At 28.6% G+C, this 25,101-nt stretch carries 25 protein-coding genes; 3 read left to right on the top strand and 22 right to left on the bottom strand.

Going from position 1 to position 25,101, the window contains the following annotated elements; all coding sequences use genetic code 11:
- Positions 1-93 precede the first annotated feature (93 nt).
- The 3 genes from RWY47_RS04925 to RWY47_RS04915 form a co-directional block, all read right to left on the bottom strand.
- Positions 94-828 carry a response regulator transcription factor gene (locus RWY47_RS04925; RefSeq protein WP_150841502.1) on the bottom strand — a complete coding sequence of 245 codons (735 nt, stop codon included), beginning with the start codon at positions 826-828 and terminating at the stop codon, positions 94-96.
- A gap of 11 nt (positions 829-839) precedes the next feature.
- The gene (locus tag RWY47_RS04920) at positions 840-2,078 is read right to left on the bottom strand and encodes a sensor histidine kinase (protein ID WP_168932707.1); all 1,239 of its coding nucleotides are present in this window, start codon (positions 2,076-2,078) and stop codon (positions 840-842) included.
- 288 nt (positions 2,079-2,366) lie between these two features.
- A complete protein-coding gene (locus RWY47_RS04915; RefSeq protein ID WP_332841592.1) occupies positions 2,367-2,717 on the bottom strand; it encodes a hydrogenase maturation nickel metallochaperone HypA/HybF in 351 nt (116 codons plus the stop codon).
- A 208-nt stretch (positions 2,718-2,925) separates the two neighbouring features.
- On the opposite strand from RWY47_RS04915, the gene RWY47_RS04910 reads away from it, so the two are divergent.
- Positions 2,926-3,849 (top strand): DUF5692 family protein, encoded by a 924-nt coding sequence (locus tag RWY47_RS04910; protein WP_025161288.1) that lies wholly within the window; start codon positions 2,926-2,928, stop codon positions 3,847-3,849.
- A gap of 35 nt (positions 3,850-3,884) precedes the next feature.
- Here RWY47_RS04910 and RWY47_RS04905 read toward each other — a convergent pair whose 3' ends face one another.
- From RWY47_RS04905 to RWY47_RS04850, 12 genes are all read right to left on the bottom strand, one after another.
- On the bottom strand, positions 3,885-4,217 hold the full coding sequence (locus tag RWY47_RS04905) for a winged helix-turn-helix transcriptional regulator (RefSeq protein WP_150841504.1): 333 nt from the start codon (positions 4,215-4,217) through the stop codon (positions 3,885-3,887).
- 104 nt (positions 4,218-4,321) lie between these two features.
- On the bottom strand, positions 4,322-4,825 hold the full coding sequence (locus RWY47_RS04900) for a transglycosylase SLT domain-containing protein (protein WP_035118130.1): 504 nt from the start codon (positions 4,823-4,825) through the stop codon (positions 4,322-4,324).
- Positions 4,826-4,835: 10 nt separating this feature from the next.
- A complete protein-coding gene (locus RWY47_RS04895) occupies positions 4,836-6,755 on the bottom strand; it encodes an ABC transporter permease (RefSeq protein WP_224171059.1) in 1,920 nt (639 codons plus the stop codon).
- A complete protein-coding gene (locus tag RWY47_RS04890) occupies positions 6,742-7,506 on the bottom strand; it encodes an ABC transporter ATP-binding protein (protein WP_021430160.1) in 765 nt (254 codons plus the stop codon). The genes RWY47_RS04895 and RWY47_RS04890 overlap by 14 nt, the downstream gene beginning before the upstream one ends.
- A gap of 144 nt (positions 7,507-7,650) precedes the next feature.
- On the bottom strand, positions 7,651-9,195 hold the full coding sequence (gene murJ / locus RWY47_RS04885; RefSeq protein ID WP_224171058.1) for a murein biosynthesis integral membrane protein MurJ: 1,545 nt from the start codon (positions 9,193-9,195) through the stop codon (positions 7,651-7,653).
- 180 nt (positions 9,196-9,375) lie between these two features.
- A complete protein-coding gene (locus RWY47_RS04880; RefSeq protein WP_224171057.1) occupies positions 9,376-10,044 on the bottom strand; it encodes a response regulator transcription factor in 669 nt (222 codons plus the stop codon).
- Positions 10,045-10,191: 147 nt separating this feature from the next.
- Positions 10,192-10,488 (bottom strand): hypothetical protein, encoded by a 297-nt coding sequence (locus RWY47_RS04875; protein WP_224171056.1) that lies wholly within the window; start codon positions 10,486-10,488, stop codon positions 10,192-10,194.
- 129 nt (positions 10,489-10,617) lie between these two features.
- Positions 10,618-11,202 carry a helix-turn-helix domain-containing protein gene (locus RWY47_RS04870; protein ID WP_142730596.1) on the bottom strand — a complete coding sequence of 195 codons (585 nt, stop codon included), beginning with the start codon at positions 11,200-11,202 and terminating at the stop codon, positions 10,618-10,620.
- Between the two features lie 118 nt (positions 11,203-11,320).
- Positions 11,321-12,151 (bottom strand): 4Fe-4S binding protein, encoded by an 831-nt coding sequence (locus RWY47_RS04865; RefSeq protein WP_150841506.1) that lies wholly within the window; start codon positions 12,149-12,151, stop codon positions 11,321-11,323.
- Positions 12,144-12,281, bottom strand: a complete 138-nt coding sequence (locus tag RWY47_RS04860; protein ID WP_021430316.1) for a CD1871A family CXXC motif-containing protein — start codon at positions 12,279-12,281, stop codon at positions 12,144-12,146. Before RWY47_RS04860 ends, RWY47_RS04865 begins: the two co-directional genes overlap by 8 nt.
- A 9-nt stretch (positions 12,282-12,290) precedes the next feature.
- A complete protein-coding gene (locus tag RWY47_RS04855) occupies positions 12,291-13,391 on the bottom strand; it encodes a TlpA family protein disulfide reductase (RefSeq protein ID WP_150841507.1) in 1,101 nt (366 codons plus the stop codon).
- A gap of 182 nt (positions 13,392-13,573) precedes the next feature.
- Entirely contained in the window at positions 13,574-14,932 is a 1,359-nt protein-coding gene (locus RWY47_RS04850) for a peptide MFS transporter (protein ID WP_150841508.1), read from the bottom strand.
- 1,173 nt (positions 14,933-16,105) lie between these two features.
- Between RWY47_RS04850 and RWY47_RS04845 the strand changes: the two genes are divergently transcribed.
- Together RWY47_RS04845 and RWY47_RS04840 are read left to right on the top strand one after the other, a co-directional pair.
- Positions 16,106-18,109, top strand: coding sequence for a hypothetical protein (locus RWY47_RS04845; protein WP_316030258.1), 2,004 nt, complete (start codon positions 16,106-16,108; stop codon positions 18,107-18,109).
- A 21-nt stretch (positions 18,110-18,130) separates the two neighbouring features.
- Positions 18,131-18,568, top strand: coding sequence for a hypothetical protein (locus RWY47_RS04840; RefSeq protein ID WP_150841511.1), 438 nt, complete (start codon positions 18,131-18,133; stop codon positions 18,566-18,568).
- Positions 18,569-18,672: 104 nt separating this feature from the next.
- Here the strand turns inward: RWY47_RS04840 and RWY47_RS04835 are convergent, their stop codons facing one another.
- The 7 genes from RWY47_RS04835 to RWY47_RS04805 form a co-directional block, all read right to left on the bottom strand.
- On the bottom strand, positions 18,673-19,185 hold the full coding sequence (locus RWY47_RS04835) for a superoxide dismutase family protein (RefSeq protein WP_150841512.1): 513 nt from the start codon (positions 19,183-19,185) through the stop codon (positions 18,673-18,675).
- A 124-nt stretch (positions 19,186-19,309) separates the two neighbouring features.
- Positions 19,310-20,707, bottom strand: coding sequence for a PTS fructose transporter subunit IIC (locus RWY47_RS04830; RefSeq protein WP_224170554.1), 1,398 nt, complete (start codon positions 20,705-20,707; stop codon positions 19,310-19,312).
- A 2-nt stretch (positions 20,708-20,709) separates the two neighbouring features.
- Entirely contained in the window at positions 20,710-21,171 is a 462-nt protein-coding gene (locus RWY47_RS04825) for a PTS sugar transporter subunit IIA (protein WP_052169315.1), read from the bottom strand.
- A gap of 12 nt (positions 21,172-21,183) precedes the next feature.
- Positions 21,184-23,079 (bottom strand): BglG family transcription antiterminator, encoded by a 1,896-nt coding sequence (locus tag RWY47_RS04820; protein WP_224170553.1) that lies wholly within the window; start codon positions 23,077-23,079, stop codon positions 21,184-21,186.
- Positions 23,080-23,300: 221 nt separating this feature from the next.
- Entirely contained in the window at positions 23,301-23,750 is a 450-nt protein-coding gene (locus RWY47_RS04815) for a GNAT family N-acetyltransferase (RefSeq protein ID WP_150841515.1), read from the bottom strand.
- A 102-nt stretch (positions 23,751-23,852) separates the two neighbouring features.
- Positions 23,853-24,308: a thioredoxin-dependent thiol peroxidase gene (bcp, locus tag RWY47_RS04810; RefSeq protein ID WP_021430266.1), complete on the bottom strand. Its 456-nt coding sequence runs from the start codon at positions 24,306-24,308 to the stop codon at positions 23,853-23,855.
- 105 nt (positions 24,309-24,413) lie between these two features.
- Positions 24,414-24,920: a CarD family transcriptional regulator gene (locus tag RWY47_RS04805; protein WP_021430312.1), complete on the bottom strand. Its 507-nt coding sequence runs from the start codon at positions 24,918-24,920 to the stop codon at positions 24,414-24,416.
- Positions 24,921-25,101: the final 181 nt, after the last annotated feature.

Here is a 25,101-nt window from a genome sequence, read left to right as displayed (position 1 = left end):
TGTTAACTCAATATATTAAAACTTTTCTATAAAATTGGATTTTAAAAAAGCACTTTACCAGCAATTAATTTTAATTATTGGTAAAGTGCTTTTTTACTTAGATCTATATAATTCTCTATATTTTTTTGGAGTGACTCCTTGTAATTTTTTAAACACTCTTATAAAGTATCCACAATCCTCAAACCCTAAGTCAATAGATATATTTGTAATAGGAATATCCGTATTTTCTAAAATTTCTTTAGCTTTATTTATTTTTTTATCATTAACATATGAAATAAAATTTATCCCTACTTCCTTTTTAAATACTTTACTAAAATAGCATGGACTTAAATTACATACAGAAGCAGCCTTTTCTAGGCTAACGTTTTTCCCTAAATTATTATTTATGTATTCTATAGATGAATTAATTGATAAATTTCTTTTATCTTTTGAATATCTTCCTATTTGCAATTCATTGTTAGTTTTTAGATTAACAATAGATTTATTAACAGTATTTATTAGGTCAATTGGTTTAATAGGCTTTAATATGTAATTATTAATATCTAAAGTTAATAATTTATGTATTAATTCAAAATCATCATATATCATCATTATAACTATTTTATTTATATTTTGTTGCTTTATTAACTTTGCAGCTTTTATCCCATCTATACCAGGCATCTTAGCATCCATTATTATAATTTCTGGATTAAACTGTTTATCTAATTCGATAGCCTCTTTTCCATTTTTAGCTTGAGCTATAATTTTAATATTTTCACATTTATTGATAATTACACTTAAAGCGTCTCTTTCTAATTCTTCATCGTCAACAATCATTATCTTAACCATGTATTCAACTCCTAGCTATATTTCTTTAAAATAGTTATTTTTACTAAAGTACCAAAATTTTCTTTACTATTTATTTCTATTTTATAGTTTTCTTCATAATAATACTGCAACCTCTTATCAGCCCTTTTTATTCCTATACTATTCATATCCGTATAATCTTTTAAATCTAAATCTTTTTGAATTAAATTTAATTGTTCTCTCTCAATTCCAATTCCATTGTCTTCAACCTTTATAACTATATAATTTTCTTCCTTCTCTGCGAAAACCTTTACATGACCGCCATCTTCCTTCTCTTCAAGACCATGTATTACAGAGTTTTCAACAAAAGTTTGTAAAATCATAAACGGTATTTTTATATTTTTAAATTGGTCATCAATGTTAACCTCATAATTTAGCCTTTCAGAAAACCTTATCTTCTGAAGTTTTAAATATGATTTTATATAATCAAACTCTTCTTCTAAAGTAATTATTTTATCCGATTTTTTTAACGCATACCTTAACATATTTGATAGGTTGTATATTATTTCATGAGTTTTTGGTGCATTTTCAACTATAGCTAAAGATGAAATGCTATTTAATAAGTTGAATAAAAAATTTGGATTCACCTGTGTTTGAAGAGCTTTTAATTGGTATGCCTTGTATTCTTTTTCTAACTTATCCGTAATTTTTTTATTTTCTTCAAGTTCTTCTTTTTTATCATCTAATTCTTTTTGAAGTGTTTTTGATAAACATTCTGATACTATATAATTACTTATATGTAACATCATTTCTGCTAATGCTTCTACTTTTTTAAAACTTACTACAGGTAATTTATTGTACGCATTTTCTAATTCTTCTTTTTCTACTGAACCATCAAAGTTTATTTCTACGGGTACTATATTTTCCAAATATAATGTATTTGTATCCTCTACTAAAACTTGTCCAGCCATTAGTGCTCCTAAATATTGACCATTAACAATTATAGGAGTAGCAAAGTCAATTAGACCTTTATGACATATATATATGTATGTTTTTTTTAACCTAGCAGCTTCAACTCCCCCTCTTGAATCACATCGTTCACATAAATGAGAATATAGCTCATTTTTCCTAATAAGTTTACAGAATTCACTGCATCCACTATGGTTAGTTAATGCCTTTCCTATATAGTCAACTGTTATTATAGCTATTCCTGTAGCAGCTGATATATCATCTTGTATTTTTTGAAATTTTTTTATATCTATAATGTCATCTAAATGGAGTATATTTTTCATACTTTAATCTCTCTCCTCACCAGTTTTCGCAAAATTCCAATATTTTATTAATTTTATTATATTATTTTTCATCCATAAATTACAAGACTTAATTATAAGTACAAAAAATAGATTTATCCATCTATATTATATAAATATGTTATTTAATTTTTCACAATACGATACAGTTCTTATAAAAAGTGTGTCTCAAGTTCCTCTTTTATTAAAAAAATATAAAAAAGAACTGTAGCATAGTAGTTCAAACTTATTCTATGCAACAGCTCATAAATTCTAGAGTTATTTGTAATTTTAACAAGCAATAATTTCTTTTATAAAAAATTCTTTTCCCCCTAAAATTTCCCACTCTGTACTATTACAATTTGGGCATTTACGGTTATTTTCAATTAAATTAAATACCTTGCTACACTCCTTGCAAATACCGTTCCCTGGTAAAATTTCTATTTCTAATTTTGTGTCATGTAGCATAGTCCCATCAACTGCAGCTGGATAACACTCTCTAATATATTTTGGTATCATAGATGATAATTCACCTATTTGAAGTACCACGGTGTCAACCTTATTTAAATTTTGCTCTAACACAACTCTTTCTACAGTTTTTACAACCTCAATTACAACCCCTAACTCATGCAAGTCATTCACCTACCCCTATTTCTGTTGATTTTTTAAGATATATTCGCAATATAAATCTCTCGCTAGTATTATAACACCAAATTTTTATCAATTCATTACCTAAGAACACATTTTGTTCGTTTTCTTACTTTTTTTGGTAAATCGCTTTCATTTATAAATAAATAGTGCTACAATATTCGTGAATAAACACTTTACATTCGATGGGGGGATAATTATAATGTTTTTATTCGAATCTCAGCCAATATCAAATTGGCTAATGTTATTTTTTGTATTTATAGTATTGGTTGTATTGAATGAAATTGGACGACGTTATAAATGGGGTGGGGTTTCGCTATTTATAATACTTCCAATTATTCTTACATTTTTTGTTTGGCCTAAAACTACAAAAGGCACTAGCGTAAATGATTGGTTCCATTATGCAAAAGTTTACTCTGCCTTAGCTGGTTGTGTAGGTTTCTGGTTATTACGTCATATAGATGGAGCTACTAAGCATAAATGGGTTTTATGCTTTCCACCATTAATACTTGCTATTAATATTATGGAAGCTGTTGCTCGTGATTTCCAAATAGGCTCTCTTGGACTTACAAGACAAGTCTTTGAAGGTATGATGACATATAGTGGTTCTTGGAACTACTTAAATGGTATTGCTGGAATTTTAAATATTATTACTATCACAGGTTGGATGGGAATATGTATTAGTAAAGATAAAAGTAAAGATATGTTATGGCCAGATATGTGCTGGTTCTGGATTATAGCTTATGACCTTTGGAACTTTGCATATACTTATAACTGCTTAAGTGATCATGCTTGGTATTGTGGAATTGCTTTACTTGTTGCTCCAACTGTAGCTGCTTTTACACTAAAAAAAGGAGCTTGGCTACAACATCGTGCTCAAACACTTGCACTATGGTGTATGTTTGCAATGACATGTCCTTCTTTTATTGATGAGTCACAATTTGCAGTTAAATCTACACAAAATCCAACTGCTCTGCTTATAATAAGTTCAATTGCTTTAATTGCTAATGTAGCATTATTCATTTATATGATTTATAAAGTAAGAAAAACTAAACGTAATCCATATACTTCAGAACTTTACACTGACTTACAGTGTTATGAAGAAGTAAAAGCATATGCTGAATAAATAAAAAACCATCTCAATAAATTTGAGATGGTTTTTTATTTACCACATTCAAGATTTTTATTACTCCATGTTATCATATGTTTCATTATTGGTAATAAGCCTAATCCAGATTCACTTAAATAATAAATAGATTCAATCACCTTGCTATCAGTATTTTTTTCATTGATTATAATTCCATTTTCTATTAATACTTCTAATTGTTGAATTAGCATTTTCTTACTGCATCCTTCTATAGATCTTTGTAGCTCTCCAAATCTTATTTTATTATCTTGGATTTGCCATATTATAGCTGGTATCCACTTTTTTCCTAATATACTAGATAGAGCTTCAACTGGGCAATCATATATTAAGTTCTCTACGTTGTACATTCTTACTCCTCCTACTTATAATAATTTTCTTTAATTTAAACTTTATTATACCTATTATACTTGTATATTTCAAAAATAAAAGCGTAGAATAATCTACGCTTTTATTAAAAACTCATTTCTGGGTATAAAATTTTAATTATTTTTATGTTTTTTTGTATCTTAGGAACATAATATTCTTTGGCATATGCTCTTCTATCAATAGTATCATCTGCTTTATTTCTTACATTCCATTCTTGAACCATTTTACTTAAACCTTCATCCTTAAACTTTGATAAATAATATGCTCCTAATTTTAAACTTGTCTTATCATCTACTAAGTCACTAGACTTAAAATTATTCATATTTAATTCATGAGCTAATTTTATTGAAGATTCATCACTAAATCTTAGTATCCCATTATTATCATTTTTCTCATAATCTTTTTCATCAAATCTAGATTCAAAGTGTCCTATAGCAGCTAAAAAGTATGGATCAATATTGTACTCTTTAGATATAGATTTTATTTCTGATATATCTTTTACTGGATATATAGCCGTTCTAGCAACAACAATGCCTCCTACTACTAATACTAGTAGTGATATTATTATTATCGATAATGCTTTTTTCATAGTATTCCTCCTAATTTTGTTTAGTTACTATGTTGAAATAGAACTTAGAAGTAATTAAATAATATATTATATAAATTATCGAATACGGAATTAATGTCCATAACATTACTATCGATAAATTTTGTCCAATCATATTGCAAACAACATAATTTGCCACAATACTGTGTAAACCTCCTAATACTAAAGGGAGGAAGAAGTTAAAACCAACTTGCTTATATACAGATGACTTAATATCATCTTCATCTACTCCAATTTTCTTTAGTACAGTATATCTAGGCGCTTCATCTTGAGCTTCTGATAGTAATTTGAAGAAAATTACACTACCTGTACAAACTAAGAATACTAAACCTACAAATACACCTATAAATACCATAACTCCTGAAGTTGTAAATTCATCTTTAAAAGTTTTGTAATAAGAAAATACATAACTTGAAGCTGGTCTTTTTTGATCTCCAGTATAGTATTTTTCTGTTAATTTCAATACTTCTTTATCAAATTCTTCTCCATCTTTTTGATTTGTTATATTATATGTGTAATAATTTTCTACTTTATTGTTTATTTTTAAATTTTCAAATTCGTTATCCGAAACAACAATCATATCTACTGGACTAAATGAATTATATAGTTTTTTATCTATATTTGATTTAAGATTTAGTTCAACATCTTTTCCATTATTGTCTATATTTATAGATGATTTCGCATCAAATCCTCTTTCTTTAGGGTAAACATGAACAAACTCATTGTCATTTATATTACCTATTTTTTCATCTCCATTTAAATTTAATATTTCATTTAAATTTGATAAGGATATTATTTGATATGAATCTTTAAATCCATGTGAATTACTTTTATATGAATCTAAATTTATATATCTAATTACAAATTTATCAACTAATTTATGATCTTTTGAATTTGATAAAGTCTTTTCAAATTCTTTTATATACTCTTTATTATCAAGTGATAAAGTGTAAGAATATGGTGACTGTTGTTCAACAACTTGAGAACTCATAAAGTAAACTGATATAGATACCCCTATTGCAGTTAATGTAGTAGCACTTAATATTGCTATTATTGATAACATCTTTGCATTACTCTTTATTCTATATAGTAATTGAGATGTCGATATCATATTTAATCCCTTGTAGTAATTCGCTCCATTTTTTTGTTGTCTTTTAATTATAAAAAACATAAATGAGCTAAAGAATAAAAATGTACCAATAACTACCATAAATAATGTAGCAAATGCTCCAAGAATTAAATCCATTCCATTTGTTGTAGAAAGATATATTGCATATCCAACTACTATAAATATTATTGATAGTATAGCTAATAATTTTGATCCTTTTTTAGCTTTCTCAGAAGTGCTTGAAGCTTTAAATAATTCAATAAGCTTAAATTTATATATTATTCTATTACTTTGATAAGCTATAACTAAAAATATTAATATGAATAATATAAATGTCTCAAAAACTCCTTTTATTGAAACTGCAAAATTTATGCTTAAATTTAATCCTATAAGCTTTATAAGTATTCCTAGCATAAGTTTAGAAAATACTACTCCAGCTATTATACCTATTACAATGGCAACAACTCCTATTATTAATGTTTCAAAGAATAATAACAGCCCTATCTCTTTATTTTCAATTCCTAATAATGCATATAGCCCTATCTCTTTTTTCCTCTTTTTTATAAAGAAACTATTTGAGTACCATATAAATAGTACTGAAAATAATGCTATTACAATTGATGCGGCATTAAATGCTGCTGATGCTTTAGAACTTGCTGATAAAGCTGCATCTATACTTGGATTATATTGTAAATTTTTAAATGCATAATATATTCCAACTGTGAAAACTATAGAGAAAAAGTATAAAAAATATCCTTTAAGATTTTTTTGTACATTTTTCTTAGCTATATTAAATAAGATCATTATCTCCACCACCTATCAATGATAATACATCTAAAATTTCTTTAAAAAACTCTTTTCTCGTTCCCCTTCTATTTATTTCTTTAAATATTAATCCATCTTTAATAAATAAAACTCTTTTACAATAACTAGCTGCAAATGCATCATGTGTAACCATCATTATCGTTGCATCTTGCTCTTCATTTAACTTTGTCATAGCATTTAAAAGGTCTGTTGATGATTTAGAGTCAAGCGCTCCTGTTGGCTCATCAGCTAGTATCAACGATGGATTTGTAATTATAGCTCTTGCACAAGCTGTTCTTTGTTTTTGACCTCCTGATATTTCATAAGGGTATTTATCAAGTAAGGTTTCAATTCCTAGTGTTTTAGAAATTGAAAATACAGTTTTATTTATTGTCTTTTCATTTGCACGAGCAAGCGCTAAAGGTAGTGCAATATTATCTTTTACTGATAATGTATCTAGTAAGTTAAAATCTTGGAATATAAATCCTAAGCTTTCTCTCCTAAACTTTGATATTTGTTTATTGTTTAAGTTTGTTATGTTTTTCCCCTCTATTTTTACATCTCCGCTAGTTGCAGTATCTATAGTTGAAACTATATTTAAAAGTGTACTTTTTCCTGCTCCAGATGGTCCCATTACTCCTACAAACTCACCTTTGTTTATATCAAGATCTATTCCATTTAATACAGTCTGTGTATTTTTTTGTGTTCCGTATGATTTAATTAAGTTTCTAACTTCAAGTATTTTTGTCATGTTTGTTAACCTCCTTTGATTATTACAATACTAAGTATATAATCTTTTATCAGTTTCTAATATCGATTTAGCTATCATTAAAATTACATATTTGTAAGTTTATTAAAATAAAAAAGGTATTGATTTTCATCAATACCTTTTTGTTTATCTTTTTATTTTGTTTTTTACAGTCTCTAAAATTAAATTTACTTCATCTATCCTTAGTAATATTATACATATACCATATGTCAACGCTCCACATCCTATAGATATAGCTAATGATATAGTTTCATATAATTTTCCAACTGGTAGCATTCCGCCTAAAAACTTATATACAAACATTGTAACTACTGACATTAATCCAGCTGATACAATTGACTTTATTAAAACTATTAGAATTTCTTTACCACCAAATTGTCCAATTTTTTTTCTTAAACTTATAAACAACATTACTATAGTAACAATAGCAGATATACTAGTTGCAAATGCTAATCCGGCTATACCCATATTCGTAAATCTTACAAATAATAAATTTAATACTATATTTAATATAATTGTTATTATCGCATTTTTCATAGGTGTTTTTGTGTCTTGTAGTGAATAAAATACTTTTCCAAGTATATCCCTAAGTCCAAAACCTATCATCCCTATAGAATAAAACACAAGTGCTATAGCAGTCATTTGAGTAGCCCTTGTATCAAATTCTCCTCTTTCAAAAAGCATTTTTACTATTGGTTCAGCAAGTATCATAGCTCCTGCTGATATAGGTATAACTAAAAGAGTTACTGTATTTACAGATGTTTTTATAGACTTATAAAATTCTTCTTTATTATTTTCTGTAGTTAGCTTAGATAACATAGGATAAATAACAGATGAAATTGACACTATAAACATACCCATTACGAATTGATTTAATTTGCTAGCATAGTTTAATGCAGATATACTTCCTTCAGCAAGCGTAGATGCTATAGTTCTATCAACTATTGTACTTACTTGATTTACTGCAACACCTATTAAAACTGGTATTACAAGCCAAAGTAATCTTCTTAAGTGCTTATCATTAAGATCCACAAATAGCTTGTATTTGAATCCTTTTTTTCTTGCAAATGGATATTGGAATAAAAACTGTAATGATAATCCTAGTAAAGCTCCCCATGGAAGTAAGTGTATATTTATTGTTGCACTTAAAATAATCGAAGCTATTACTATAATATTATTTGGGACACTCATCAATCCTGGAATTACAAAATTATCTTTAACCTGTAAATATGCAGTCATAATATAACTCATCCCTAAAACTGATAATCCAAGTATCATAACCCTTGTAAAGTAAACTGCTTGATCAAATACCTCTCCTTTAAATCCAACTGCAAATAACTTTACAATTTGAGGTGTAAATATTAATCCTATGACAGAAAGTCCTAAACAAATTAGTATTACTGTATTTAATACGTTATTTGTAAATTTATTTGATTCTTCTTTACCACCATTTTTTCTTATATCATGATACAAAGGAATAAACGCTGTATCTAAAGAGGTTCCTATTGCTGCAAATATAACCGCAGGTATATTCATAGCTACTAAAAATGCATCGCTTGTCCCAGAAGCTCCGTATACTGAAGCTAGTGTAAGCTCTCTTGCAAACCCTAAAATTTTCGCTATTAGTGTAGCTATCATTAATCCAACAGCTGCTTTTGCTACTTTTGACATACATACTTCTCCTTATATTTTTATTTAATCTTATTATTTTACTCTTCATATTATTATAATTATCAAAAGTTAAAATAAAATTAACTAAAAATGAAAATTTGATTAAAAACAAAATAAAAAACAAAGCATGTAACCTAATAAAATCAGGTTACATGCTTTGTTTTTTACATTTTAATATTATTAAGACCTCATTATGTACCCTATAGATCTTACTGTTTTTATATATTCTTCTTTGTCTTCAGTATCCAACTTATTTCTTAAATGCCTTACATAAACATCTACAACATTTGTTTCTGTTTCATAGTTGTATCCCCAAACACTTTCTAATAGACTAAGCCTAGATATAACTTTTTCTTTATTTTCCATAAGATATAATAATAGTTCATACTCCTTATTAGTTAAGTTTAATTCCTCATCACCTTTTTTTACTAACCTAGACTCTATATTTATAGATAAATCTTTGAAATTTAAAAGTTTAGAATTTGCGTTGTTTTCTCTTCTAAAAACAACTTGAATCCTTGCTAATAACTCCTCAATTGCAAATGGCTTTGATACATAGTCGTCTGCTCCCATTTGAAGTCCTGATACTTTATCCATGACACTATCTTTTGCACTCAACATAATTATAGGTGTATTTTTTTCTTTTTTTAATCTTCTGCATATCTCTATTCCATTAAGACTTGGAAGCATCAAATCTAGTAAAATCAAGTCATAATCTTTATTTATAGCTTCATCTAATCCTTGTTTTCCATCCTCTATAACTTGAGTTATATATCCTTCAAATTCTAATTCCATTTTAACAAATGAAGATATATTTTTTTCATCCTCTATTATAAGTATCTTTTTCATATGAAATCCTTTCTGTAGATATCATTAACCTTAATAAATATTATATATTAATAAATTAAATTTTATTATATTGTTATTAAAATATTTTTTCTAAAAGTCCATATTAATAAATATAGCCCATATAATTTTTTATATGAGCTATATTTATTAATATGGATAAGGCGGTGCAATAAATGGATAAAGTAATAATGATAATCCAACTAATGATGTAAGTGGAAATCTTCTACTTCTATAACGTCTATACCTTCTAGGCATTTGTCTTGATGTCATTTCCCCTTCACTATCTATAACATCCTCTCCAACTAGCACAGTTACCCCATAGTCGTCTGAATCTGTTATTATTCCATCAAATTTACTTCCATCTTTTAAAGTTATGATAACATGAAAGTCTTTTAAATCTTTGCATTTTTCTTGCATTTTATTTAAATTTCTAGGTGTATTCATTTTTTTCATCTCCTTCCTTTACCATAATATGAATTATTCTTAACCTTGTTACTTTACAAATTTATAGACTTATAAATTTACAGAAAAAACTCATACCTAATTTGATATGAGTTTCTCTAATTAATAATCTTAAACTATTTGATAATATAATCCGTCATTTGTACAGTAATAATATAATCTTCCATGCCCTTGTTTACGGAATCTAAATTGCATATTCCATTCAGGGTATTGCTTTACAATAAGTGCTCTATCACCTCTTACGTATGCTACAAATGAAATATAATGTTCCTTATTCATCTCATGTTCAGAAGTGACAAATAATTCATCTTCAACAGGTTCTATATTAAGTAAATGTTCATCATCTGCTTTTTTAACTTCTAATGGTTCTATTTTTTTCCCACAACATGATATACTAGCATCGCCTGTAGCAGTCATTAAATTATTACATTGTGGACATACATAAAATTTTAATTTGTTCATATTTCCTCCTACGAATTCGTTTAAATTTATTTCTCCTGATAAAATTCCATCAACACTTGTTCCTAATATTTGTGCTAACTCTGGTAATAATGAAATATCTGGGCAGCCTTGCCCTCGTTCCCATTTACTTATTGTTTTATCACTTATATTCATTTCATCAGCAACTTGTTTTTGTGTCATATTTTTTTCTTTTCTTAACTGATAAATTAAATTACCAATTTTTTTACAATCCATCGGCCCCACCTCTTAATAATAATTTAAACTAATTAAAGATTTTATTCAATAAACGAATCGTAGAGTAAATTAAAAGACATACCTGATAATTCAAGTATGCCTCAATTTATTTTAAATATTATAGTTTAAATCCTTTTTTTATAGCATTGGTTGGACATGACTTAATGCATTCCCCACATCTTATACAATCTATGCTATTTGGCTTTTTATAAACTTCTATTTCCATATGACATTTTTTAGTACATGCATTACATCCTATGCACTTATCTTTATCAATACTGTATTTATAAAAGCTGAATTTATTAAAGATTGAATAAAATGCTCCTAATGGGCAAAGGTATCTACAAAACGGTCTATATACAAATATAGATAATATAATGATTGCTATAAGTATAAATAACTTCCAAGCATATAAAAATCCTATAGTACTTCTTAAAGATTCATTTAATAGTACTAGAGGTATACCTCCCTCTAAAGTACCTGCTGGACATATAAATTCACAGAAATATGGCTTTGATAATCCAAATTCATTAGTTACAAACATAGGTAAAATTATTACAAATACCAATAATATTACATATTTAAGATATTTTAAAGCTCCATCTAGTGTTTTATTTACTTTAACTTTTTTTACCTTAACTTTGTATAATAAATCTTGGATAAATCCAAACGGGCATAACCATCCACATATGAACCTTCCAAATACAACCCCAAATAAAGTCATTAACCCAACTACATAATAGGAAAAATTGTATTTTATACTTCCTAAAACAGCTTGTAATGATCCTATAGGGCATGAACCTAATGCTCCAGGACATGAATAACAATTAAGTCCTGGAACACATAATTTCTTAGTATCTCCTTGATATATCCCTTTTTCAATGAATCCTTTGAAGTTAGCATTTGTGAGTAAAGTAGCTATTAATTGAGTTATATTCCTTTTATCCAATTCCAATACACTCCAAGCATATGTTAACAGCTTTCTTTAATACTACTTTGACCTCACCTCTACTAGATCCTACTACAATAAAACAAATACTCATAGCTAACACTATATATCTTGTTAATTTCTCTTTCATATAATATTCCTACTTAATAGATTTTAAAACTTCATCTATTTTTGCATTGTATTCAGCTTTACTTGCTGTTCCTACTAAAGCTGTGCTTACTATTTTACCGTCTTTATCTACAAATATTGTAGTTGGAGTTCCTTTAACATTTTTAAGTATCCACTCATGTAAATCTTTATCTGGTATTACATTATCAAATTTAACACCTTTCTTATCTAATATTGATTTGGCTAATGCCTCATTATCTTCATCTGGAGTGTCTGCTACAACTCCAATGACATTAACACCTTTAGATTTAACTTCCTTAGATAATTTTTGTAATTCTGGCATTTCATCTATACATGGCATGCATGATGTCCCCCATATATTTATCATTGTAAGTTTATTATCTTTAAATATAGAACTATCTATGTTTTTTCCTTGTATAGTTTTTGATTTAAAAGATATAGTTCCATTTATACTCTCTTCACTTGCTTTTTCATCTTTGGTATTAGACTTTATTTTAGATGGGTCAATTGGTTTTATACTATCCTTAAACTCATTTATAGATTTTTCAATCTTTTTAACTTCGGCTTTTGAAGCATCTGATAAGTTACTATCATTTATTTTTTCGTTATATACAAAATAGTACACATAGTTATTTAACTCTCCAACTTTATCTTTTTTACTATACTTCGAATACTTATCACTTTTTAAAACTTTCTCAGCATCATTTTTATTTAATTTTAATATAGAACCTATATCTTTTATTTTTTCCATATATAAATTCATTAATTTTTCTTCATCTGCTTTGTCTATTTTCCCGTTATTAGATACTTTCTTTTCATCCATTTTCTTAGATAATTCACCAAGTTCTTTTGCATCATCAGGACACATGAAACTAAATGACATCTCACTTTCATCTAATACTGCTCCTCCAGCGCCAATTTTTTCCCAAGAAGTAGGTAACTTAAACTTAACTCCTAAATCTTGTACTACTGTTTCATCAGAACTCTCTTTATTGCTACTTTGCGTTTGTGCTGACTTATTTTTATCAGAAGTTTTACTTCCTAGATTGCTGCATCCCCCTAATGCTAAAGCTGCTATTAAAAAACCTGTCATTAGAAATCTTCTTTTCATTTTATCTCTCCTCGTTTTTTATTATTTACACTATACATATTAATTGATTAACTTTAACTGTGATTAAACTCAAGCTTAAATAAACCTTAAAAAATAAATTTTTAACACCTTTATTAAAATTAATAGTTTTTAAGCATAAAAAAACATCGAATGCTTTTTAGCATCCGATGTTTTTATTTATATTAATCTTCTACAAGTTTACTTAGTTTTTTATCAAAGCTCCATAGTACTATTCCACATACAATTACTACAAGTCCTACCATAGCATATGCAGGTGCAAATGAGAATTTTGATAAGAATTCATATAAATAACCATGAGCTTTAGCAGCTATAAATACTGCAAATGGCCATATACCCATCATTAATCCTAGCACTTTAGCAGGTGAGAATTTACTTATAAATGAGTTTCCAAGTGGAGAGAATACCATTTCTCCAAGAGTCATTAATACTCCAAACATAACTATCCATATTAAACTCGCTTGACCATCTCCTCTTACTACTTCTGCTAATGCCATTACTGCAAATGATAATCCTAGTAATATCATACCTAATGCAGTTTTCTTAAACATACTTAAATCCCCTTTAGGAGATCTTGCACGTTTATTCCAAACCATAGCTAGTATTGGTCCAAGAATTATACAAGAAAGAGCATTTAATGAATCAAACCAAGATGATGGTACTCTAAAGTTTCCTATCATCCAATTAGCTTTATTAGCCTCTGCAAAATCTGGTCCCCAATGATATAGTATTGGTAGAGTTGCTAAGTAATAAACTAGCCAAAATGCTATAGAGAATACTGTAACAAATACAATTGCACTTATTCTTAATTTATCTTTTTTAGTTAAAGGCTCTTCATCAGATTTTTGTGCTCCTGATTCTGATGCAACATTAGTTTCATTTACTTTAAATGGTTTTTTACCAACATCTCCAAATGAAGCTTTTCCTCCAATTATAAACCATATTGTATCTAAGAATAAAAGTAATCCACATATTAAGAATGTTCCTCCAAATCCTACTGCAGAATAAGCTATAAAAGATACAAATGTAGTTCCTATAAATGAACCTATATTAACAAAAGAATATTGAACAGAAAATGCACCATCAAGGTCTTCTTTATTTTCAAATAATCTACCATTTATACCTGATAGGTTTCCTTTGAATAATCCTGTACCTATTGATACAAGTATTATCATTGCCCATACAAGTGCGATTGATGTTTGAGCAGATGCTTGCCATCCACACATATATCCAAGTCCCATAAGTATTGTTCCAATAGGAACACATAATCTTGGACTTAACCATTTATCTGCTACAAATCCTCCAAGTATAGGAGTTACATAAGTAAATGCTACTAAGTTGGCAATCATTTTAGCCCCGTCCGATGCACTTAATCCCAGTCCGCCTTTTGCAACTGCCGCAACTATGAATATTCCAATTAACCATTTAGAAGAATAAAATGCCATACGCTCTAATGTATATGAGAACGAACAAACATAAAACCCAAAAGGATATTTCTTTTTATTTTTTACTGCGCTTTCCATATTCCCCTCCAAAATATTTAATATAATATTTTCTTGTATATGGCTAATTTCATTACATACCCCTACATAATGAAACTTTAATTATTGCATATACAAATTACTAGTGTCTCTAAAATATAACTAGCTACCCCTTTTAAATTTCGTTGGATATACCTCTCCAACTATTAACGTTATAATTTCACTTTTTACTACTCGCCAGTGTCATTTAAGTATAAATATTCTGAATATAATAAATAAATGTAATGATTCCATTTTGACTTAAACACTGATTTTAAAGCTATAAACTTATATAATATTTGATTTTACAATACTCTTGGATTGTTTTTTGATCTACTTAGATGTTATATGCTACTTTTAAATGATTGAAAACTAATTTTATTTAGTCTTTTAAGATTATGTCTGAATTGATAAACTTCATTAGAAATTTTTAGATGTCTATATAGCTGAATTTAAATAATATGTACGATTAACTTTTAGCTATATATTTTTTAATTTAGTCATTTTATGAAATAGTATTTTACTACTCTAGTTGAAATTTTAGTACTTTTATATGTTAAATATTTATGCGTGTACTATATCGTTTTTGTCAAAATAAAAGTGATGATTATAATCACATCCAATTTTAACAATTTTCCAACAATTTACATTATACCCTCCCCTAAACTATTTACCCCCTTATGAGAAATTTATCAAAAAAACTTTTTACTGTCAATATAAATATTCTTTATATTAAAAACTAATTTTTAAATATACCTTTTTAATATAAATGTTTTAATTATAAGGTCCAATTTATAATTAATCAATATCATATTTATAGCTTATTTATTAAATTGGAACACTTATTTCTTTCCTAATAAACTAATTTTACACGACTTCTAAATAAATAATTTCACATGAAACATCACTTCCTCATTTATTTAAAATTATTGTGAGAAAATATAAATTATCTCACAATAAACTTATTCGAAAACTAACTGTTATATGTACACAATAAAAAAATTTAACATGCTTTTTATGTAACTTTTCTATAAGTTAAAATCACTTATAGAAAATTCTCCATTTTTTTACATTAAATCTCTAATTTGAGTGTCAAATTTTGCAAAATTCTATATACATATTATATGGGTAGATAAAAACTACCTACACTAAAAAACACATATAGGAGAGAAATATATGCGCAAACCAATAATTGAGAATAGATCTATGCCAAAGTCTTGTTGTAAAAACAATAATGATCAAATGAGCTCTCTTAGAGATTTAATAAAAATTCTTGAAGAAGCTCAATGTAAAAGAAAAAATAGTTGTCATTTTGATGATGATGACGATGATTATATAAATCCAAGCGCAAACCTAGATATAAACACGAGCTTAGATAATGATTCTAAATCTTGTTCTTGTGCTGATTCTGACTCAGATGCTACTGCTGATGCCGATGCTAACTCTGATTCTACTTCTGACTCAGATGCTACTGCTGATGCCGATGCTAACTCTGATTCTACTTCTGACTCAGACGCTACTGCTGATGCTGATGCTAACTCTGACTCTACTTCTGATTCAGATGCTACTGCTGATGCTGATGCTAACTCTGACTCTACTTCTGACTCAGATGCTACTGCTGATGCTGACGCTAACTCTACTTCTGACTCTGATTCTACTGCTGATGCCGACGCTAACTCTGATTCTACTTCTGACTCAGATGCTACTGCTGATGCTGACGCTAACTCTGATTCTACTTCTGACTCAGACGCTACTGCTGATGCTGATGCTACTTCTGATTCAGATGCTACTGCTGATGCCGACGCTAACTCTGATTCTACTTCTGACTCAGATGCTACTTCTGACTCAGATTCTACTGCTGATGCTGACGCTAACTCTGATTCTACTTCTGACTCAGACGCTACTGCTGATGCTGATGCTACTTCTGATTCAGATGCTACTGCTGATGCCGACGCTAACTCTGATTCTACTTCTGACTCAGATGCTACTTCTGACTCAGATTCTACTGCTGATGCTGACGCTAACTCTGATTCTACTTCTGACTCAGACGCTACTGCTGATGCTGATGCTACTTCTGATTCAGATTCTACTGCTGATGCCGACGCTAACTCTGATTCTACTTCTGATTCAGATGCTACTGCTGATGCCGACGCTACTTCTGACTCAGACGCTACTTCTACTGTAGATACTACTTCTGACTCTGACTCAGCTGCTAACTCTACTGCTGATGCTGATACTACTTCTACTGCAGATACTGATTCAGCTTCTCTTTCTGGTTCAGATGCTACTTCTACTGCTGATGCTGACGCTACTGTAGATACTACTTCTGACTCTGACTCAGCTGCTAACTCTACTGCTGATGCTGATACTACTTCTACTGCAGATACTGATTCAGCTTCTCTTTCTGGTTCAGATGCTACTTCTACTGCTGATGCTGACGCTACTGTAGATACTACTTCTGACTCTGACTCAGCTGCTAACTCTACTGCTGATGCTGATACTACTTCTACTGCAACTACTGATTCAGCTTCTACTTCTGGTTCAGATGCTACTTCTACTGCTGACACTGATTCTACTTCTGATTCAGCTTCTAACTCTACTGTAGATACTACTTCTGACTCTGACTCAGCTGCTAACTCTACTGCTGATGCTGATACTACTTCTACTGCAACTACTGATTCAGCTTCTACTTCTGGTTCAGATGCTACTTCTACTGCTGACACTGATTCTACTTCTGATTCAGCTGCTAACTCTACTGCTGATGCTGATACTACTACTAACACTGATTCTACTTCTACTGTAGATAATAATGCTGATGCTAATACTACTTCTGATTCTACTTCTACTGCAGATACTGATTCAGCTTCTGTTTCTGACTCTAATTCTACTGTAGATGCTACTGCTGACGCTGATACTACTTCTACTGCTAATGTTGATTCTGCTGCTGAATCTAATGCAAACAACAATAACCAATCTACTGCAACTAATAATGTTGGACCAATAACTGTTAGTACACCTATAAATATATATATAACTTGTCCATGTTGTGGTAAAACACATCACTGCCAAACAGATAATTGTGAAACACATTTCTGCAATAGAGGTGGAGTATTTAGATCTAACCCTGATATAGAAGTTACTACAAGTGAAGAATGTGAAGACGAAAATATAGAAGATTAATTGTAAAGGGGATTAAGTATTATGAATCAAGAAAAAAATATAAATAATAAAAATCAAGCTCCTAAAAAAGAGAGCCATCATATATCAACGGTTAAACGCCAACGCATTCATAATGGTGAAGTTATACAAGACGATGTTAAACACAAATATATTCTAAATGGTGAAGTTGTAGAGGATGATTTTAATAATATCCCTAGTGATGGTATCGAATCTAACTCTAATAATAATCATATATCTGACCATCAACACCAACATGTTCATAACGGAGAAATCATAGATGATGATAATTTAACACCTTCTAATGAAAGTAATCATGTGTCTGATCATCAACATCAACATGTTCATAATGGTGAAATTGTAGACGATGATGATAATTTTAAACCTTCTAAGAATAGTAAGCATTCGTCTGACCATAAGTACCAACATGTTCATAATGGTAAAGTTGTAGATGAAAAATAGTTTATTATAAATTTTAAAAATTGAAATAGTCTAAAATGAAATGGTGAGCATTAAACAAGCTCACCATTTCTCATTATATAAAAATTTTTTTATCTATTTTAATTTTACATATAGTTAGAAACAATTAAACCACACGCTAATCTCGCTCCTGCATTTCCTGCTGGTTGGGAAGTAAAATCATCATATCCTTCATGAATTATAAAAGACTTTCCTATTATTTCATCAACGGTAAATCTATTGCTAAATGTAGAAAGTAAACCTACTCCATCAGCAGATAGTATCGGTGGTAAATCCCCTGCATGCATAGGATGTTCTACTTTAGTTGGATTATAATGAGATTTAGCTGCCATAAATGGTTCCTTTTCATTTCCTACTGTACAGTCTCCAACCTCATGAATATGGAATCCATGAAATGAACTAGTTTGATTGTTTTTATTAGGAATTCCAGTTATATATGCTTTTACATATACTCCTTCATCTAATTGGTATAAATATACCATTCCCTTTATACAAGGCCCTAGTGGCCCTCCTTGTATTTTTGCATATGCATCTGGCTTAGATGGATTGTAATTAGAAAAAACCTTTTGAATATCATACTTTTTACAAGAATTGTCCATAATATCCTCCTTAAGTTGTAATAAATTTTCTCGCCCTCTATCTTATGCTTAAAACCTTCAAAATGTTAATATGTGATTGCATAAAAAAAGACTTGGATCTTCCAAGTCTTTTCAATTGATATATTTAATTTGCATTTAAGCTTTTTTTCTTAATCGCTATTAAAAGTAATGCTGCTACAACTGTTCCTATTGCTATTGCAGCCAAGAATAATAATAAGCTACTTGTTGCTCCTAGCAATCCAACAATTGGTCCTCCATGAGGAACATTGTCAGTTATTTTAAATACCATTCCCATAGCTCCTGCTATTGCACTTCCTACTACTATAGAAGGTATAACACGTTTTGGATCTCCTGATGCAAAAGGTATTGCACCTTCTGTAATTCCTATAAGTCCCATTAAGAATGCTGATAATCCCGCTCCTCTTTCTTCTTCTGTGAACTTATCTTTAGCTATGAAAGTAGCAAGACCCATAGCCAATGGTGGAACAGGTATAGCACAAGCCACAGCTCCCATTACCAAAGGATTTCCTGCTGCTATTGATGCAACTCCAAATAGGAACGCAGTTTTATTAATTGGACCACCCATATCTATTGCAACCATAGCTCCAAGTACTAATCCTAAAACAACGCTTAATGCTGGATTTGATGCAAGAGATGCTAACATTAAGTTTAATCCGTCCATAACCCATGAAATTGGTGCTCCTAATATTAATATTAAAGCTGCTGAGATAACTGAAACACTTATTATCGGAATAACAAATATAGGCATAATCGCTCTTAAATCTTTTGGTACTTTCCATGTGTTCATCCATTTAACTAAATATCCAGCCATAAATCCAACTATTATTGCCCCTATAAATCCTGTACCATTTGAAGTTCCTAATATTGCTCCATCATTTGCAACCATAGCACATATCATAGCTGGTGCTAATGCAGCTCTTCCTGCTATAGACATTGCTATAAATCCAGCAAGTATAGGTATCATTAATGTAAATCCAATTCCTCCTATTGCACTAACTTTGTTCCATATAGAACCTTCTGGTATCACCATTCCAGATGCAGTAGGGTTTCCTCCTATTGCAATAGCCAACGCTATAAATAATCCCCCTACAACAACGAATGGTATCATATGTGAAACTCCATTCATAAGTTCTTTTACAGATCCACCTGAAGCAGATTTTTTATCCGACCTATTTTCAACTTTTCCTTCTTGTATTTTTGCAGTAGTAGGTAAATTTTCTATAAGAGTTTTTGCACTTTTTATAGCTTCTTTTATAGGAACCTCTATAACCTTTTTACCTGCAAATCTATCTTTTCCTTCTATTGCAACATCTGCTGCAATTATTATATAATCGCAATTTTTTATATCTTCATCAGTAAGTGAATTTTCTACACCTTGTGATCCTTGAGTTTCAATTTTCATTTCGTGTCCTAATTTTTTACCTACAATTTCAAGCTTTTCAGCTGCCATATAGGTATGAGCTACCCCCACTGGGCATTTAGTAACCCCCAATATTTTCATACTTACCCCTCCATTTCAGATATTATATAGTTGTATAGATTTTCTTTATCACTTTCATTTAATAATACTTCTACAAAATCATCATCCATAAGTTTTCTTGCAAACTTTGATATAATTTGGAGATGAATATTACCTTCATCTGTAGCAGGCATAACTAAAGCTATAGCAACTTTTACAGGCTCGTCATCTAAAGACTCCCACTCTATATCATTTTCAAATTTAACTATAGATATAAATGGATTTTTTACTCCTTCAAGTTTTGTGTGTGGTATTGCCACATATCCACCAAATCCAGTTGAGGACTCTTCTTCTCTCTTTAAAAATCCATTTAATAAATCTTGTGAGCATACATCTGAACTATTTACAACTAGATCACTTATAACGCTTAATGCCTCCTCTTTATTTCCTCCATTTACTTTTATACCATCAAATATTAATTCTTTTTTTAATAAATTTTTTATCATTTTTATTTCCTCCTAATACATTAATTCAATTAATTTATTTTTATCTATAGCTTCCATGTTTTCTATAGATTCTTCACTATCTATTTGTGCAATTTTCCTATAAAAATTATTAAAAAACTCTGGATTTTGTTCTAATAAACCATTATCAAAAGCAATTAAGAATACATGGTACACTGTTGTGTCTCCCCACTTTACTCCATCTTTTATATAAGCTATACATATTGAGCTTTCAATAACATGATTAGCTTTTCCATGTGGAATTGCTATGTTATTTATATTAGTTGTAGATAGTTTTTCTCTATTTATAACACTATCTAAATATTTATCATCTACACTAGAGTTTTTATTAAAAACTTTTACCATTTCTTTTAAAACATCTTCATAGGTTTTAGCATTTTCAATTTCTATAAATGCTCCTTTTTGTAATAATTCTTCAAATAATTTTTTACTTTCACTTCTTTTTATATAAGCTTCAATATTTTCTTTATCTTGCTCTTTAATAAGAGGTGATACGTAAATTACATCTTTATGTTGATTTGGAAGCTTTTCAGTTGATATTATAAAATCATAGCAATCCTTTTTCATCTTTAAGAAAGTTTGAACTGAGTATGCTCCCACAATTTCTATATCTTTGTATATATTTTTTATTCTGTTTACTATTAAATCTGTTGATACTTGTCCTAAGTGACAAACAATTAATACTCTAATTTTATCTTTATTACTCTTTGCTCTTTCTATAGCTGTTTGAAAATGCAATGATAGATATATAAGTTCATTATCTAAAAAGCGATATTTATAATCTTCATTTATTACATCTGCTGTTATAGTAGACATTTCAAATGCAAATGGATATAACTTTTTTATATCACTTAAACTGTAAATCTCGCTTAATACAGAATATCCTCCTCTGCTTATAGTAGAGTATAAATGTATAGATAATCCTTTTTTTAATTGTTCATCCATAAATAAGTCAATTGCCAATTCATTTTTAATTCTGTCTAAAATTCTATTTATAGTCGGTTTTAGCTTTTCTATCTTCTCGCTTTTATTTAGTGAGTTATTTTTTTTCAATACTGAAAATAAATAACATAGATAGTACTTATCGCCTTCCCTTAAAGATAGCTCAAATCTTTTATTTATATCACTAACTATTTCAGAATACTTATTGAAATTTGGTAAATCTTTTATTAATCTAGTAAAAGATTTGTTTTCTTTGTGGAGATTTTCTTCTCTTATATCTTTCAATAAAAATAATAAATATAAAAATAATTGTTTTATAGATTCATCTGTAAATGTAAATATATTGATTTCTTTTATATAATCTATAATCAATATACAGATATCGATTTCCTGAACTTCAAAATAATCCCTCATATTAAAATGCAAGTTATCAAATCTATTTACTTCTTCGAAAAAATCTATTCCTTTCATATAAGGAATCACTAACTTTACAAATAAAGACATCCTATCTAATTTTGAAGATGAATACCTTATTCCATAATGCCTAATAGATTGAATATCATCCTTATACTCTTTTAATATTGATACCAATTGTTTTTCTATTAATGATTTACTCACAAATAATTTATCTGCTATTTCTTGTATTGTTATAAAATCTCTTTCTAATATTATTGTCATCAATATTTGATTTTGAATTGGAAACTCTATAAGAGACTGGGCTTCTTTTAAAAAAACTATAAATTTTTCTTTATTTATAATCTTTATTTTATTATTTTCTTGTATCACTAACTGCATATCATAGTTTGCTAATATCTCATTAATTAATATTATTTCATTTTTTACTGTTGCTGTAGTTATTTTAAATCTTTTAGAAATTTGTTTTAGTGAAATATAATGATGCTCATTTAAGTAATTTAATATTAAACTTTGGCGTTTACTAATTTTCATCTTTAGGTTTCATCCTCCAGACTCTCTATTATGATTTAATTTTATCCTATGTTCTTTTTTTGTAAAACATACAATAATTTACCCTTTTTAAAATTTCGTGTGTTTATATCAATTTTCTACATTTTTCTTGATTGTTAAATTTGTATTTATATTATAAAGCAAAAAAGAAGCTATATTCAGCTTCTTTTTTATTATTTTTAAAATAAATTTATAATTTTTCTCTAAATATTTATTACCATTACTTTTTCACCATTTATGTCAAACTCTCCATTAAATTCAAATCCAATTTTTTTATATAAAGAAATAGCTCCTATATTATTATCATATACGCTTAAATAAATTTTATTGTATCCATATTCATCTTTTAACCTATTTAGTAAAAATCTTACTCCTGATTCTCCATATCTCTTGCCTTGATTTTCATGAGAAATTAAAAATCTGTCTAGCCAAACTCTACCTCTCTCACCTTCATTTTTAAACAATCCATACATAGCAAACCCTATAGCTTTATCTCCATCGTATATTCCTACTGGTCTCCATAACGAAAATTCCTTTGACTCTTTTAAACAATCTTCTACACTCTCAATATATCCAAGTTGTTCTTTCCCTACTTTTAAACTAGTTATTTCTTGATAATTTTTTTCATTAATTTCTTTTATGTTCAAATTCATTTTTATCACTCCCTAATACTATTTTAAATAATTGCAAATAAAAAGTACATTGATAAATATCAATGTACTTTTTTATCTCTATGATGTAAATGAAATATATATCTATCCTATATATTCTAATATTTCACCTACATTTTTATCTGCCTTAACTTTGTCGTATGCCTTTTCTATAATACCATTTTCATCTATGATGTAAGTTGTTCTAATAACTCCAAACCCAAGTTTTCCATATAATTTCTTTTCTTGCCATACATCGTAAGCTTTTATTGCATCAAGGTCAGGATCTGATAAAAGTATAAATGGTAATTCATTTTTTTGTGCAAATCTTTCATGTGATTTTACACTATCCTTACTTATACCTATTACTACCATATCTTTTGATTTAAACCTATCAAAATTATCTCTAAATGAACATGCTTGCTTAGTACACCCTGGAGTACTATCCTTAGGGTAGAAATATAATACTACTTTTTTATTTTTAAAATCTGATAAACTTACTAAGTTTCCGTCTTTATCTTGTAGTCTGAAATCTGGTGCTTTTACTCCTGCTTCTAACATATTATTTTTCCTCCGGTTTATATTTATTAAATATATACCAAATATGTTTTGTTATTAAACTTTTACTTACTAAATTTTTTTCAGGCTGCATTTAAAATGATTTAATTAAATATTTTGTTGCGGTATATGACTTGTTATATATGGAATTACTTCATCTGGAGATATGTTTAAAGCAATTGCAAGTTCTTCGTTTAAAAGTCTTTCTGCTTCTTTCATAACATTATCATCTACTTGATGTGGTTTTTTTCCAATAGATTTTACTTTTTCATTATTGCAATATATATTTCTTATTAGTTTTATAAGTTCTTCACATTTACCGCTTTTCAGCATTGCATTAAACTCTTTATTTCTTGTTTTATCATCGTCGATCCATGAAATATCCATGTTAGCCATATCATTTAGTAGTGAAGTTGCACTGCTTTTAGATATAGTCTTTCTCATTGGAATATTTTTATTATCCACAGGGGCTTTTATTATTATATTTTCAGCATAAACTGGACTTAATACATAATATTTTCTGTCTTCTCCGTTTATAAACTTTTCATTAGTTATGTCTATAACTTTACATGCTCCTGTCATACCATACATTACACAATCGTCAATCTTAAACATTAAGATTTCACCATCCTTAAAATAATAAAAAAGCTACCTACTTTTAGGTTGGCTTTTTTGACCCATAATAGAAATTATATTTATACACATAATTTAAAATACAATTTCATATTCATTATATAAAAAAAGTAGTTTTGACAACAGGACTTACGTCATCAAAACTACTCGTTGTATTATTATT

The sequence above is a fragment of the Paraclostridium sp. MRS3W1 genome (assembly GCF_032465715.1).
Taxonomy (GTDB): Bacteria; Bacillota; Clostridia; order Peptostreptococcales; family Peptostreptococcaceae; genus Paraclostridium; species Paraclostridium dentum.
This window is presented reverse-complemented; position numbering and strand designations above follow the sequence as displayed.